General features: G+C 60.7%; 12 protein-coding genes. 3 read left to right on the top strand and 9 right to left on the bottom strand.

The features are described from left to right. Window positions 1–41 precede the first annotated feature (41 nt). The 8 genes from GK109_RS01265 to GK109_RS01230 all read right to left on the bottom strand — a co-directional run bounded on the left by GK109_RS01265 (window position 42) and on the right by GK109_RS01230 (window position 9,288). Window positions 42–806: an SDR family NAD(P)-dependent oxidoreductase gene (locus GK109_RS01265; protein ID WP_157238393.1), complete on the bottom strand. Its 765-nt coding sequence runs from the start codon at window positions 804–806 to the stop codon at window positions 42–44. A gap of 58 nt (window positions 807–864) precedes the next feature. Further along, window positions 865–1,881 carry an ABC transporter permease gene (locus GK109_RS01260; RefSeq protein WP_157238392.1) on the bottom strand — a complete coding sequence of 339 codons (1,017 nt, stop codon included), beginning with the start codon at window positions 1,879–1,881 and terminating at the stop codon, window positions 865–867. Further along, window positions 1,878–3,446: a sugar ABC transporter ATP-binding protein gene (locus GK109_RS01255; protein ID WP_157238391.1), complete on the bottom strand. Its 1,569-nt coding sequence runs from the start codon at window positions 3,444–3,446 to the stop codon at window positions 1,878–1,880. Before GK109_RS01255 ends, GK109_RS01260 begins: the two co-directional genes overlap by 4 nt. 81 nt (window positions 3,447–3,527) lie before the next feature. Next, window positions 3,528–4,625 (bottom strand): sugar ABC transporter substrate-binding protein, encoded by a 1,098-nt coding sequence (locus GK109_RS01250; RefSeq protein ID WP_104997677.1) that lies wholly within the window; start codon window positions 4,623–4,625, stop codon window positions 3,528–3,530. A 126-nt stretch (window positions 4,626–4,751) separates the two neighbouring features. Further along, window positions 4,752–5,837 carry a sugar ABC transporter substrate-binding protein gene (locus GK109_RS01245; RefSeq protein WP_104997678.1) on the bottom strand — a complete coding sequence of 362 codons (1,086 nt, stop codon included), beginning with the start codon at window positions 5,835–5,837 and terminating at the stop codon, window positions 4,752–4,754. Between the two features lie 316 nt (window positions 5,838–6,153). Beyond that, window positions 6,154–6,294, bottom strand: coding sequence for a hypothetical protein (locus GK109_RS22010; RefSeq protein ID WP_231754780.1), 141 nt, complete (start codon window positions 6,292–6,294; stop codon window positions 6,154–6,156). Window positions 6,295–6,522: 228 nt separating this feature from the next. Beyond that, the gene (locus GK109_RS01235) at window positions 6,523–7,974 is read right to left on the bottom strand and encodes an MFS transporter (RefSeq protein WP_158677216.1); all 1,452 of its coding nucleotides are present in this window, start codon (window positions 7,972–7,974) and stop codon (window positions 6,523–6,525) included. Between the two features lie 267 nt (window positions 7,975–8,241). Next, a complete protein-coding gene (locus GK109_RS01230; RefSeq protein ID WP_157238390.1) occupies window positions 8,242–9,288 on the bottom strand; it encodes an AraC family transcriptional regulator in 1,047 nt (348 codons plus the stop codon). A gap of 546 nt (window positions 9,289–9,834) precedes the next feature. On the opposite strand from GK109_RS01230, the gene GK109_RS01225 reads away from it, so the two are divergent. Further along, on the top strand, window positions 9,835–11,628 hold the full coding sequence (locus tag GK109_RS01225) for a glycoside hydrolase family 15 protein (protein WP_104997682.1): 1,794 nt from the start codon (window positions 9,835–9,837) through the stop codon (window positions 11,626–11,628). Here GK109_RS01225 and GK109_RS01220 read toward each other — a convergent pair. Continuing rightward, the gene (locus GK109_RS01220) at window positions 11,625–12,671 is read right to left on the bottom strand and encodes an AraC family transcriptional regulator (protein WP_157238389.1); all 1,047 of its coding nucleotides are present in this window, start codon (window positions 12,669–12,671) and stop codon (window positions 11,625–11,627) included. The genes GK109_RS01225 and GK109_RS01220 overlap by 4 nt on opposite strands. Window positions 12,672–12,932: 261 nt before the next feature. On the opposite strand from GK109_RS01220, the gene GK109_RS01215 reads away from it, so the two are divergent. Then, the gene (locus tag GK109_RS01215; RefSeq protein WP_234005555.1) at window positions 12,933–13,469 is read left to right on the top strand and encodes a flavin reductase family protein; all 537 of its coding nucleotides are present in this window, start codon (window positions 12,933–12,935) and stop codon (window positions 13,467–13,469) included. Between the two features lie 74 nt (window positions 13,470–13,543). Next, window positions 13,544–14,746 carry an LLM class flavin-dependent oxidoreductase gene (locus GK109_RS01210; RefSeq protein WP_104997684.1) on the top strand — a complete coding sequence of 401 codons (1,203 nt, stop codon included), beginning with the start codon at window positions 13,544–13,546 and terminating at the stop codon, window positions 14,744–14,746. The last annotated feature ends 11 nt before the right edge of the window (window positions 14,747–14,757 follow it).

Genomic DNA, 14,757 nt, shown 5'->3' with positions numbered 1-14,757 from the left:
TTGGCAATGACGGCCCGCTGTAGTACTAGGAGTAGGTTTCCTCAGCGAGAGATGAATCCGCCGTCGATGACTAGTTCTGCTCCGGTGATGAACTTTGCCTCGTCCGAGGCAAGGTAGAGCATGCCGTACGCGATGTCGGAGGCCTCCCCGGCGTGGGGCGGCAAAGGAACAGTTCCGGGGTTGGCCAGCGTTTCCCTGGTGAACCCGTAACCACGGGTCAGGCCGGTATCGATCGGACCCGGATGCACCGAGTTTACCCGGATGCTGTCCTTTGCGAACCACTGGGCAGCGTGCTTTGTCAGGGACCGGACCGCACCCTTCGAGGCGGAATATGCCGCGCCCCCGCCGTCCCCGGCGCCACCACCGATAATCCCGGCGATCGACGAGACGTTCACAATGGAACCGTGGCCGGCGGCCTGCATGGTGGGGATTACACTCTTCATCCCGAGCCAGGGTCCGGTGGCGTTGATGGCCATGACCTTGTTCCAGTCCTCCAGCCCGGCGTCGAGAATACCATTTGGCAGGGCAATGCCAGCATTGTTGATCAGGATGTCGATCGTGCCCCACTCCAGCAGGACGTCATCAACCACACGATTCCAATCCTCAACGGAAGAGACGTCGTGAGTGCGGGCGATTGCCTCGCCACCATCAGCCGTAACTTCATCGACCGCCTGCTGCAGTGCCTCCGCGGAGATGTCCGTAGCCAGTACCCGGGCCCCTTCGGCCACGAAGAGCTTGAGGGCGGAGAGCCCCAGTCCGCTGGCTGCACCCGTAATGATGGCGACCTTGCCGGCCAATCGTGACATATTCATATTCCTTCTCTGATAGGGGATTCTTCAGCAAAGCTGCCGTTGTCGCGGCAGGTCAGGCTTCTCCTGAGCGTTTCCGTGACCGGGTGTAGGCGTCGAGGGATACGGCGGCGAGTACGATCACGCCGAGGGCGACCTCTTGTGTTGCTTGCGGGAATGCGAGGATGTCGAAGACGTTGTTGATGGTTCCGAAGATCAGGATGCCGACGAGGGTTCGCCACATGGCGCCTTCTCCGCCGAGCAGTGAAGTTCCGCCGATGATGACGATGGCGATCGAGTTGAGTGTGACTCCGACGGCTACGCCTGGCTGTCCGACGCCGATGACCGATCCTAGGACGATGCCGGCGAGTGCGGCGAGCATGGCGGTCAGCACGTAGGTACTTGCGCGCAGTGAGGTTACGGGGAGTCCGGCCAGCCGTGCGGCTTCGTTGTTGCCGCCGATTGCGTAGATTCCCCGGCCGTAGACGGTTTTGGAAAGTGTGAACCATCCTGCTGCAACGAGGACGGCTAGCAGCCAGACGGAGAGCGGGGCTCCGAGGAAGTCCTCGTCGGAAAGGAAGTCGTAGCCGCCCGTTGCCATGGAAACCGGTTTGGAGTTTGTGTACAGCAGGGTCAGGCCGCTGAACAAAGACGCGGTGGCGAGAGTTGCGATAAACGCGTTCACTTTCGCTTTGGTGATGAGGAGGGCGTTGATCAGGCCGAGGAGGAATCCGATCGCCAGCGTGATGAGTATGGCCGGCCCCGCAGGCATCATGTGGGACAGCGTTGCGTAGGACACCCCGCCGATAGCCAGGACGGCGGCCACCGAAAGGTCAAAGCCTCCTGCGATGATGATGAACGTCATCCCTACCGCGATAATGCCGACGGGCGCGTTCTGGGTCAGGATGTTGACCAGGTTTCCCGGGTTGAGGAACCGGGGATTGAGGATGACCGCTGTGATGACGAGGATGATGAGCACCCAGACCATCCCGAGGCTTGCTGCTCTCTCTCGCAGGTTGAGGCTTTTGCCTGCTGTCACAGCAGGAATAACGGTTCCTTCCGGGGTGGTGTCCCGGTCGATGGTGGCGCTCATGCGTGCTCCTTCAATCCAAACGCTGCTTGCAGTACGTCTTCCATGGCGATCTGCTGATCGCCGGTCCGCTCAAGGAGCCCCATGCTGTGGCCCTTGGCAATTACGAGCACCCGGTCGGACACCGCCAACACTTCTTCAAGCTCGGACGAGACCATGATCACGGCAACGCCTTCGGCCGCCATCAGGCGTAACGTTTCCAGGAGTTCGCCCTTGGCGCCGACGTCGATGCCGCGTGTTGGCTCGTCGGCGAGGAGCACCCGGGGTCGGTCGTACAGCCACCGTGCCATCAGCAACTTCTGCTGATTGCCGCCGGAGAACCTGTCGCTGCGTTCACCTAATCGGGCTACGGGGAAGTTCAGCCTGGAGGCTGCGTCTGCGACCATGGCACGGAGTTTCTTACGGACAATCACGCCCCCGGTTGAGGCGGAGCCAAGGTTGGAGAGGGCGATGTTGTCCGCCGCGCTGCGGAGCAGGACGAGCCCTTCTCCTTTGCGGTCCTCAGGGATCAACCCGATTCCGAGTTTGCGTGCGGCGCGTACAGTCCGCGGCCAGGCAGGCTCTGCGCCCGCCAGGCGGATGGTTCCCCGCGCGGTGGGTTCCGCACCGGCGATCGCCCGCAGCAATGTAGAGCGGCCAGAACCTACCAAACCGGCGATGCCAAGTATTTCCCCGGGCTTCACTTCCAGGTCGATATTTTCAATGGCTCCCGGAACGGTGAGCCCAACCACCTCAAGAATCGGGGCAACGCCGGGCTCGATAGGTCCGGCGTGTATTTCCACCGGCTTGTCCAGGAGCACGCGGCTAAGCGTCTGGTCACCCCGCTGGTCACCGAGCATCGCACGCACGAGTTCAGCCCGGGATTTCTCCCCGCGCCTGCTCGTGGTGATGGCCCGGCCGTTCCTGAAGACCGTTATCCAGTCGGCAAGGCGTTCGATCTCGTCGAAGTTGTGGCTCACGATCACGATGGTGACACCGCGCTTGCGTAACCCTTCGATCGCCTTGTAGAGCGCCTCCCGCTCCTCGACGGCGAGCGAGGCGCTCGGCTCATCAAAGAGGATGACGCGCGGATCGATGACCAGGGACCGCATGATCTCGAGCAGCTGCTGCTCTGCGACCGAGAGGGTGCCTACGGGAACGCCCGCAGGTATGACCCTGACGTCCAGCTCGGTACACAGCTGGACGTAGCGGCGACGCATTTCGCGGCTGGAGAGAACTCCTAACCGGGACAGGACGGACCCAAGAAATACATTCGCTGCTGCATCCAGATGCGGGATGATCGTCAGTTCCTGATAGATGGCTGAGACGCCGCTCCGGCGTGCAGCGCGAAGGTTTCCCGGTTCAAGCGGTTCACCGAAGACTTCGACAACACCTCCGTCAAAGTCGACGCGACCGGCGATCGCACCCAGGGCTGTGGACTTTCCCGCTCCGTTCTCGCCGATCAGTGCATGTACTGTTCCTTCGTGGATCTCAACGTCCACGTCGATCAATGCGCGGGTGGCACCGTAGGTCTTCGATACCGCTTTAAGCGCGACGGCGATAGCCGGGTCCGATTGCGAAGGCTCCATTGCCGGGTCTACTTTCTGTACTGGGCTGGGGCGGCGTTCGAGGGAACGTCGCCCCAGCCCAAGGTTGGGCGACCTGCGGTGTTAGCGCAGCTCGGCGGGCAGTTCTGAGATCGTTTCCTTCGTGACCACAAAAGGATTCTTTGCAGTGCCAATGACCGAGTCATCCACAAAACGGGGGCCGGCATCCCCTCGTTGCGCGGCCGCGATGGAGCTGAGGTTTGCCTTCATCTGGTTATAAGGAAAGAGCATCGTGGAGAGCTGGACGTTGCCGGCTTCTAATTGTTCGATCTGGAACTTGCCGAAACCGACGTCCGCAACATGGATCTTTTCGGAAAGACCGGCGTCTTTTGCGGCCTGGATGACGCCTTGGGTTAGGTCGGGCGCGGACGCAGACAGGATGAGGGTAGTGTCAGGATGGCCCTGCAGGTATGTCTGGGTCTTGTTGTACGCGTCAGTCGTGGTCCAGTCGGTGTAGATCGTGTCAATTGAATAGTCGGTGTTGTCCTGCGCAAGCTTTGCCATTGCGGCTTCTGTAACGCGCGTCTGAGTGTTGACCGCCGGGCCAAGTACGGCCACCACCTTCTGCTTACCCGGGTTAGCCTTTGCTGCGGCCGCCAACCAGCCGTCGACGTAGTCGCGGGTGGTGTTGCTGCCCACGAAGTTCAAGGTGCCCGGGACCCAGACCTCGTCAACTGACTTACCGCTCTGATCTGTGCCGTCGTCGCAGAGGGGCGATCCTGAAATCGACGTGAGGATATTAGCCTTTGCGAAATCCTCGGTGAGGAGCTTGCAGGACATCACGCCGTCGAGGGCCATAACTACCGCGGCGTCGAAGTTTCCGGACGTCATCGCTGTCTGCATTTGGTTGAGCTGCTTGTTCGGGTCATATCCTGCGTCAAATAAGGTCATGTCCATACCAAGTTCATTCGCAGTTTCCTTCGCCGCCCGCTCCTGCTCCAACCCGAACTCATTGGCGACTCCCGGGATAAAAACAGCGACCTTGAGGCCCTGGCCGGTCTTCAGGTTCACTTTCGTGTCGTTGCCGACATCGATTGCGACCGTGCCGGCTGGACCCTGATTGCCCGGGTCGCCGCTGCTGTTTCCCGCGCAACCGGCCAAGGCGAGCAGTACCGCTGTGGATCCCGCGGCCAGCATGGCCCGCGACTTTGGTGTACGCATAATTCTCCTGATTGCTTGTTCCGGCGCCGTAGGCGGCCGGGATATATGTGATGCCGCGGGCTTCTTTGCTTCGCGATCGTGGCGTGGTCCGCCGACTCTGCTTAGGGGAGTGGCAGCTACCCGGGGCTAGCGCAGTTCGGGGGGAAGTTCGGAGATTGAGTCCTTCGTGATGGTGAAAGGACTCTTCGCCGTGCCAATGACCGAGTCATCCACAAAACGAGGGCCGGCATCCCCGCGTTGAGCCGCCGCGATGGTCTCGAGAGATACCTTTATCCCGTTGTATGGGAAGAACAGGGTTGAGAACTGGATGTTCCCCGCCTCGATCTGTTCGATCGAAAACCCGCCGAAACCCTGGTCTACGATGTGGATCTTGCCGAGAAGGCCCGCGTCGTCTACGGCTTCGACGATGCCCCGAGAGATGTCCGGCGTGTACATGGACAGGATGAGGGTGGTGTCCGGATGGCCCTGGAGGTAAGTCTGGGTCTCGTTGAACGTGCCTGTCGTGGTGTAGTCGGTGTAGAGCTTGTCGACCGTATAGTCAGGGTTGTCCTTCGCGAATTTCGCGAGGGCAACTTCAATGACTCGCGTTTGGGCGGCGACAGCGGGACCAAGGACAGCAACAACCTTCTGCTTGCCGGGGTTCGCCTCGGCCGCGGCGGCAAACCAGCCATCGATGTAGGCGCGGGTGTTGTTGCTGCCGACGAAGTTCATGGTGCCGGGCGCCCATACCTCTTCAACCGATGCTCCGGTCTGATTAATGCCGTACTCGCACAGCGGCGTGACGTTGTTCACCACCAGGATGTTGGCCTTGGGGTAATCCTCGGTGATGGTCTTGCACACCACCGTGCCGTCGAGCGCCTGCACCACGGCGGCGTCGTAATCCCCGGATGCCAGCGCCGTCTGCATCTGGTTTAGCTGTTGACTCGGGTCGTAACTCCCGTCGAACAAGGTCATCTCCATGCCGAGCTCCTTGGCCGTCTCCTTCGCGGCGAGCTCCTGCGCCTGCCCGTACGCATTTGCTACGCCCGGGATGAATACGGCGACCTTGAGGTTGGGGCTGGCCTTCAGATTGACCGTCATGTCGTTGCCGACATCGATCGCAACAGTGGCAGCGGGGCCTTGGCTGCTTGCGCTTTCAGCGCAACCAGCCAGAGCCAGCAGCACCGCCGTGGATCCAGCAGCCAACATAATTCGCGACTTCGTTGTTCGCATCTTTGCTCCTCGCGTTTCTTTCGCATGCTGTGAAGCGTGCGTCCCCTGGCCTCCCGTTTATCCGGCTGGCGCCGTTGACGACCGGAATACGGGGTGGCCCGCCAGCTTCTTTGCTCGGCGATCTTGGTGGGTGCTATGCCGACGGTACTTGTGTCATAGCTCACCCGTCAAGAGAAAACTTGCGCTATTTGTGAATCACTATCGTAATGCGCGATATGGAACGATTCACCTAGTCATCGTCAATAATCGCCGGTCATGCGTGCTCGTGGGCTTGCTCCTTGCTGGTGGACCCCAGGCAGGCTAACCGGGTAGAACGTCACCTTCCGCCGTTGGCGGTCTCCCAGTTGTAGGTCATCCAGACCTCGAATCCCTCGACTTTGCTGATCAATTGACGCTGGTTCACACCATCCGCCCCCAGCCAAAGGATCCTGTCGTCGGCCGTGACGGCGTCAACCATCCCTGTCCGGACAAACCGGCCATACTGTCTTATTTGTACGGATTCTCCAATAAGGGGAAGCCACTCATCTTGCTTGTGGAATGTCATAGTTGTGTCCGTTGAATAGTGGTTTTCGGCTTGTGGGGCCGGTGAGCAACCCGCTGTTTTGAGTCCGCGACTTGCTCACCGGCCTTCGGCGAGAATGGCTCGCCGCCCGGAGGAGGCCTCCAGGATCAGCTTTAGGTCCTCTTAGTGGCTGGCAACATGGACCTTCGTGGGATCTGTCTCCGTGTCGACTGCATGCAGATCGGTGATGCGCTTCGGTGCCAGCACCGCCCAGACGATCACGAAGACAGCGATAATCACGGCCGATGCGATGTAGATACCGGCAAAGGTTGCCTCCGGAATGAATCCGTCGGCGCCGGGGACCAGCACATTCAAGATGATTGCGACGGCGATCATCGCTCCGACGAACTGGATGATGTTTTGCATGCCAACGGTCACTGCCATGTTGTCCTGGCGGCCAGCGGCTGCAACGAGGGTGTATCCCGTAGTCAGGCAGCTGAGGATCGTGAGCGCGTACAGGAACACCCACAACCAGGACAGCCAGACGTGGCCGTGGGCCAGGGCGAGTCCGAGGAAGACGAGGACCGCAGCAGATCCGGAAACAACCAGGACGGTCTTCGGTCCCAGGCGCCGAAGGCCCCATCGGGTCCACAGGTATCCCAATGCCGCCCCGGGAATCATCGCGAGGAGTACGTATGAGGAGTCCAGGGCAGAGAGGCCATGGCCGTACCCGGACGAAGCCGGGGTCTGCAGCCATGCCGGCAGCACGATGAAGATGCCCTGGCCAACCAGGCTGATCAGGAGGATTCCGGAGTAGCCAATGAGAGTCTGCCGGATATCCATGTTGCGGAATGACACCAGGGGTTCCTGGGTGCGTCGCTGCTGAATGATCCAAGCAGCCAGTGTCACGGCACTGACGAGGAATGCTCCGAGCACCAGCGGTGAGGTCCAGCCCTGGCCGGGCCCTTCAGCAATGCCAACGAGGAGCGCCGTGACCCACACGCCGAGCCCCAGCGCGCCAAACCAGTCCAACTGGACCACAGCACGGGCGGCGGCAGGTGTCTCAGGTGACTTCAGAGCCAGGATCAGCATCACGCCGTACAAAGCAAAGGTCACCCAGAAGACGGTCTCCCACGGCAAACCCAGTCCAACGATGAGTCCGCCGGCAATAAGTGCGAGCGGCACAAGGACTGCCATCACTGTCGAGAGCACCAGCGAGACCAGCCGGATTTGTCGGGCGGTAGCACGTGGACGCAGAAGTCCCCAGCTCAGTGGAATCGTGACCGCGAGGCCCATGAGGAACCGGCCCGCGACCAGAGGCCAGAAACCGTCGGCGGTTGCACCGAGGGCGCATCCCACCAGTGCCAAGACGATCAGTGCGATGAGAACCTTGCGATGCCCGAAAATATCACCCATCCGGGCGGTCAGGCTGACGGAAATCACGCTGCCCATCATCAGCGCGTTAAGGACCCACCCGATTTCCGAGCCCGTCAGGCCTGATTCAGTCGCGATCACCCCGATGAGCGGGGCGAGGATTCCGTACTGGATGTCAAGCGTTATGCCGCTCAGCAGGAGTAGGGCAATGATCGGTGTGCTTCGGCCGGTGCGGGGCTCGACCGCTATTGTTTGTGTCATCTTTGACCACCTTTTGTTTATATCCAGCAGCTGCTGGGATCGTTCCTGACGCGAAGAGCAGCGCATATGACTGGATCATTGGTTCGATCTGCCGACGACGTCGACGCCATGCGTTGTGCTCTGCGGAAGAATCCGGCTTCTTTGCCGGGCCAGTGCAGGCTTCAACGTTAAGTTGGAGGGACCCCGGCCCGGCATGGCAATGAACGCCGTCCGCATGGGAAAGTACGCCAAGGTACGTTTGCGTTTATCAGGACAATGCGGGCAGGCTTAGGCCCCGGATGTGACGTTGGTTTTGTAGTGGGAAGCTTCCCGGTAGGCCGTGGGCGGCATGCCCTTCCACCGTTTAAAGGCGATGGTGAAGCTCGCAGGCTCTGTATAGCCAAGCCTGCGGGATATGCGCGCTACCGAAAGATCCGTATTCGAGAGCAAATCGGCGGCAAGGTCGCTCAGGGTCTTGTCCCGGAGCTGGGCGAAGTCGTCCCCGGTGAGTTCAAGCTTGCGCTGCAGGGTGCGAGGAGAAACTCGAAGTGTTGCGGCCACGTTTGCCAGTTTGCGGTTAAGCTCAGGGGCCGCCTTTATGGTCTTTGCGACAGTGTCGGCCCAGTCTCCGGTCGCCCTGAGAGTGTCGACGATCTGGGTATCCGCCTTGATCCACGCCGCGTGCTGAAAGGCGTTACCGAAAGGAAGCTCCTGTGCTGACGTTGCTGGGTCCCACCATAGCCGCAGCGTTTCGGCGCCACAGTCGATCACGCAGGGAACGTTAGCCGCAAGTTCGGGGGAGGCTTCCGCGAGAGGGAATTCAATCTGGGTGAAAGGGAAAGGGCTGCCATAGAGCCAGGTGAAATTCCGGGCAATGAAACAAAGGTCGCGGTAAACGCTGAACGGGATCAGCTCTTCCGGGGCATCGGGGTAGGTGAACTCCATCCCGGTTACTGCGCCATCCGGTGTCCTCAGTGACGCCAGTTCGAACAGCGCAGGGCCATAGTCAGTGGTACTCGCAACGTCTACCCACGCCTCGATGGTCGGCGCAGTAGCAAGGGCCAATCCTCTCACCCCGAAGGCGCCCAGTGAGTAAGCGCGCGCTGCGCGCACCCAGAGATCCACACGATCTTCTGTTAGACCAACGAACTGAAGCTGGAAGGCCAATTCCTTCCTCGCAGGAATTGTCCCTCCCGGACGGTTCACCGCATCGGGGTCAATTTCCGCATGCGCGAGCGCGCTCTGCCAATCCAGGTCCGCATCCTCAAGCAGTCCACGCAGTATGTGCACGCTAAAATTTGGTACCCGAAGGTTCTGGTATGTTCCCCCTTTCACCGTCGCCACCTTCTGCCCCAGGCATACCGGGGCGACTTAGCAAGTCCAGGACGGGATGGGGGAAGCATCTCTCTCCTCTTCTTTGTGGAGGGACGGGCTCCTGCTCGAAAGCGCATCGGCAAATCCGAGTATCAGAAGGCTCGTGAAGTCACGTCAGTAGCTTTGCACCTTCGGGGGCTTACAACACGCCAAAGAGCGCGTTTGGCGCGGTTTCCCATCTACTTGGCGTCGCTGGTCCTGCCGGTCCAACGCTGCGGGCTCCTAACGTTGAAGCTAAGCAAGGCCTCGCAAGGGAGCCGAAACAAAGCAACGAAGGAGAGGAAACGAGATGACGCGCGAAGAAGCCTTCACACTCTGCCCTTCAGACTCCTATGTGGAGCTCTACGGAAACCAGTGGCTCATCGTTCCGTTTGCACCGGTCGCACAGCCTCAGTTCTTTGTCTGTACACCAGGCCAACGCAATGCCCAAGCACGGTAAGCAACCCTGCGTTCCTGCCCGGAGCCGCAAGGCCTATGGGGATCTTTCATCTTGTGGTTGAGTGAAGCATGGCTGCCCAGATTGAGGATTATGCGCTGCTTTCGGATCTCCACACCGGACCCCTTGTTTCCCGGCAGGGCAGTGTGGACTGGCTCTGCTTCCCGCGTTTCGACTCGCCCTCTGTCTTTGCCTCCCTGCTCGGGCACGAAGACCATGGCCGGTGGCTGCTAGCCCCGAGTCCGCCGGAGGCCGCTGTCGTGGACCGTCACTATGTGGACTCGACCTTCGTACTCCAAACAACGTGGCAGACCAATTCCGGAAAGGTCTTGGTGACGGACTTCATGCCTGTGGGTGACGCCCAGCCATCACTCGTCCGGCGGGTAACCGGACTCAGCGGGACAGTTCAAATGCGTCAAGAGATAAGGATTCGGCCCCAGTACGCCACCGTACTGCCTTGGGTGAGCAGGATCCGCGACAGCGCGGCCCCCGGCGCCGAAATACTTCTCGCCATGTCCGGTCCGGACGCTCTGTCTTTGCGGGGCACCCCCCTTCCGCAAGCAGAAGACCACCGGCATGCGGGGGAGTTCACGGTCCAGCAGGGACTGAACGTGGACTTCCACCTAACATGGTTCCCTTCCTACCGCGACGTGCCGCCGGCCATCAATATTGACGCAGCCCTGGACGACGCCATCCACTACTGGACCACGTGGGCGGGCAATTGCCGCTACGACGGGCCCTATCAGAGTGTGGTCAAGCGTTCACTTCTGGTTTTACGGGCTCTAACCCACTACGAGACGGGCGGCATTGTCGCCGCTCCTACCACTTCCTTGCCTGAGGAGTTTGGCGGACCACGCAACTGGGACTATCGCTACTGTTGGCTGCGCGATGCATCCTTGACGCTCGAAGCCATGTTAACGCACGGCTACGAATCCGAAGCCCTGAAGTGGCGCAACTGGCTCCTGCGGGCGCTCGCGGGCGATCCAGAGGAACTGCAAATAATGTACGGCGTAGGGGGCGAACGCGACCTGACGGAAAAGGAACTCCCCCACCTGCCTGGCTATCAGGACGCCCGACCCGTTCGAATCGGCAACGCAGCCGTCTTCCAGCATCAGGCCGATGTTGTGGGGGAGGTGATGGTGGTACTGGAGAGGCTTCGCCTTGCCGGAGGTAAGGAGGACCATTTCTCCTGGGCCCTGCAGCGCGCCCTCCTTGGATCAGTGGACAAACACTTCGAAGACAAAGACCTGGGGCTGTGGGAAATGCGGGGCGCTCCGCAGTACTTCACGCACTCCCGCGTCATGATGTGGGCAGCCTATGACAGCGGAGTACGGGCTGTCCGGGACCATGGACTGCCTGGACCGCTGGGGCACTGGGAGCGGCATCGGGATCGACTGGCGGCAGAAATAGCGGACCTCGGATTCAACCGCAACCTTAATTCCTTTACCCAGACATACGGGGGCGAGGAGACGGACGCGGCCCTGCTGGTCTTGCCGCAGGTCGGATTCCTCGGCTACGACGATGAGCGGATGCTGGGAACAGTCGCCCAGTTGGAGAAGGACCTACTTACCGCAGGGGGCCTGATGATGCGCTACCGCACCGAGACCGGCGTCGACGGATTGGCGCCGGGGGAACATCCATTCCTTGCCTGCTCCTTCTGGCTGGTGGAACAGTACGCACGCTCGGGCCGACTGGCAGACGCCAAGCACCTGATGGGCGACCTGGTGGGACTTTCCAATGACCTCGGCCTGCTCAGCGAAGAATACGCCATGAACGAAAAACGGATGGCGGGAAACTTTCCACAAGCCTTCTCCCACCTAGCCCTGATACGGGCCGCAGACGCCATGCGCAGCGCGGGCGTCTAAGCCTTGGACCTTCCGCTGTTCTTGTATCGGGACGCTTCCCTGTAGGCCGTCGGCGGCATCCCATTCCACCGTTTGAAGGCGATGGTGAAGCTCGTTGGGTCCGTGTAACCCAGAGTGCGTGATATCCGTGCGACAGAGTGATCCGTTTTCGAGAGCAGATCGCCGGCGAGGTCACGCAGGGCTTTGTCCCGGAGCTGGGCGAAGTCGTCTCCGGTGAGTTCGAGCTTGCGTTGCAGGGTACGGGGCGAGACCCGCAGTGTTGCAGCCACATTTGCCAGTTTGCGGTTGAGCTCTGGCGCGGCTTTTATGGTCTTCATGACAGTGTCGGGCCAGTCGCCGGTTGCCCTTAGATTGTCAAGAATCTGGTGATCCGCTTTGAGCCATGCTTCGTGTTGAAAGGCGTTACCGAAGGGGAGCTCCTGTACCGACGTTTCCGGAGCCCACCAGAGCCGCAGTGCATCCGATCCGCAGTCGATGACGCACGGGACGAAGGGAAAAATCTCAGGGGAGGCTTCTGCCAGAGGGAAATCGATCCGGGTGAAGGGGAAAGGGCCGCCGTACATCCATGTGAAAGTTCGGGCAACAACGCAGAAATCGCGGTAGACGCTGAACGGGATGAGCTCTGCAGGGGTATCGGGATAGGTGTACTCCATACCGGTCACAGTGCCATCCAACGTCCGGAGAGGCGTGATTTCCATCAGGCCGGGGGCATAGTCTGTTGAGCTGCCGGCTTCTACCCAGGCTCCAATGGTCGGCGCGGTAGCGAGGGCCAATCCGCGTATGCCGAAGGATCCTAATGTGTAAGCCTGTGCGGCCTTCACCCAGAGGTCGACACGATCTTTTGTGAGAGCCACGAACTGCAGTTGGAAGGCCAACTCCTTCTTCGCAGGAATAGTGCCTCCCGGGCGGTCGATCGCGTCGGGGTCGATTTCCGCGTTTGTGAGCGCAGTTTGCCAATCAAGGTCCGCGTCCTTCAACACCGCGCATAGTCCGTGAACGCTGAAGTTGGGTAGTCGCAGATTCTGATAAGAGCTTAGTTTCACTGCTGCCTCCTTTCACCGTTGAGGAAGAGGCGCTCCAGCAATTCAGGGCCTCAGTGCGACGAGTATCAGCGGCCCAGCATGTGAAGCACGTCACCAGCTTTGCATCCCACGCCATGTATTCACAAGTTGCCCGAGCATGACGCAGTTTCCCATCTGTTTGGCATGTCTTGCCATGCCGCTTACCTCACCTGCGCACCTAACGTTGAAGCCCTGGGCAAGGGCCGGCAGTGAAGCCGGCGCACTGATATCAAAGGAGATCCGGTGAGCTTATCCATCACCCAAAGCCTTGAACCGGCAATAACTGCCGACGAATTCAAGGCGGCATTCCGCAACCATCCCGGCGGTGTCGCTGTTATCACGGCTGATGCGGGGAACGGGCCGGTCGGCCTGACTGCAACGTCTGTCATTTCGGCCAGTGCCGAACCTGCGATTCTCGCATTCTCAGTGTCGGAATTTTCGTCCAGCACTCCGACTATCCTCGGCGCAGACACCGTCATCGTCCATTTACTGGGCGCTGACCAAGTGGACATCGCCAAACTCTGCGCCACCAGCGGGATTGACCGCTTTGCTGACACCTCTCTCTGGTCGCGACTGGAGACCGGCGAGCCCTACTTTGTGGGGGCCCAGGCTTGGATCCGGGGCAGGATCATCAACTCGATGGCCGCCGGTGGGTCGTCCATCGTGGCCGTCGAGGCGCTCCAGGCGTCACCGGCGCTGTCAGCAGACACGGCGCCTGCAGACCCGCTGGTCTACCACAACCGGCGCTGGCACGCCCTTGGGGATGCATCCCAGATCTGAACCGTGACCCCGCCGGTCATAACAAATCCAACCTGTTCCACATCCAATTTCATCTTACCGAAAGGACGGCGATTATGAGCATCGCATCCAACGAAACTTCCACCGGCCCTTCCGTTGATCGCGACTTCGTTGCGGACTATACAGTCGAGCGTGATAACGGCCCAATGGTCGGAGGCGACAACGCTTTCAAGGTGGCGATCTTCGGCGCGAACGTGTCCACGGGGCAGGGCGGCCTGAACTTCGCCGACAACAGCATCAAGCTTGGCAACTGGGGCGAAGTGCAGCATCTCGCGCAGAAAGCGGACCGGTACGGCGTGGACGGGTTCATCCCCATCGCGCGCTGGCAGGGGCTCGCCGGTCCCGACCGGCCTTGGGGCCGTCAGTTCGAGACGTTCACCTGGGCCGCGGGACTGGCCGCGGTGACCCAGAACATCCAGATCATCGCCACCTGCAACGTGCAGTTCATCAACCCCGTGATGGGCGCGAAAATGGTGACCACCATTGACCACATCAGCGGCGGCCGCATGGGGCTCAACGTCACAGCGGGCTACTTCAAGCCTGAATACGATATCTTCGGCGTGGAGCTCCCCGAGCACGACGTTCGTTACGAACTCGCCGACGAGTGGATTGAGATCGCCGAGCGTCTGTGGGCCAATGAGGAGCAGGAGTTCGACTTCGACGGCAAGTTCTTTAACCTGAAGGGCGCGCAGGCGCACCCGAAGCCCGTGCAGTCCCCCCGCCCGATGGTGATGAGCGCCGGTTCGAGCCCCGCAGGTCAGGAGTTCGCGTTCAAGCACGCAAACGTCTTGTTCGCATCGGTGGCAAGCGTCGAGCACAGCGGCGAGCTCACGCCGAAAATCCGGCAGAAAGCCGACGCGGCCGGTCGCGAGGACCTCGGCCTGTGGGCGGGCGCGCACATCATCGTCAAGGACACCGAGAAGGAAGCACGCGCCTACGCCGACTACGTGACAGAGAGCACCGACTGGGAGAGCGCGCTTCGCTACCGCGAAATCATCCGCAGCGGCACCCAGAGCTTCAACTGGGATGAGTACAAGCAGTCCGAGGACTACAAGCGTGACGAGTCCGTGAGGGCCTTTGGCCGCGCGGCGCTCATGCCGATCACGGGCACCCCCGAGATGGTGGTCGAGGAGCTGCAGAAGTTGCAGGCCTCGGGCATCACCGGCATCTGCACCGGCCTCGTCGACTATGACGAGGGCCTCGACCGGCTGAACGAGCAGGTCTTCCCGCTGATGCGCGAGGCGGGCCTGCGCGCCTGACGACCAAAGCG

The organism is Pseudarthrobacter sp. GA104, assembly GCF_009741265.1.
GTDB lineage: Bacteria > Actinomycetota > Actinomycetes > Actinomycetales > Micrococcaceae > Arthrobacter.
This window is presented reverse-complemented; position numbering and strand designations above follow the sequence as displayed.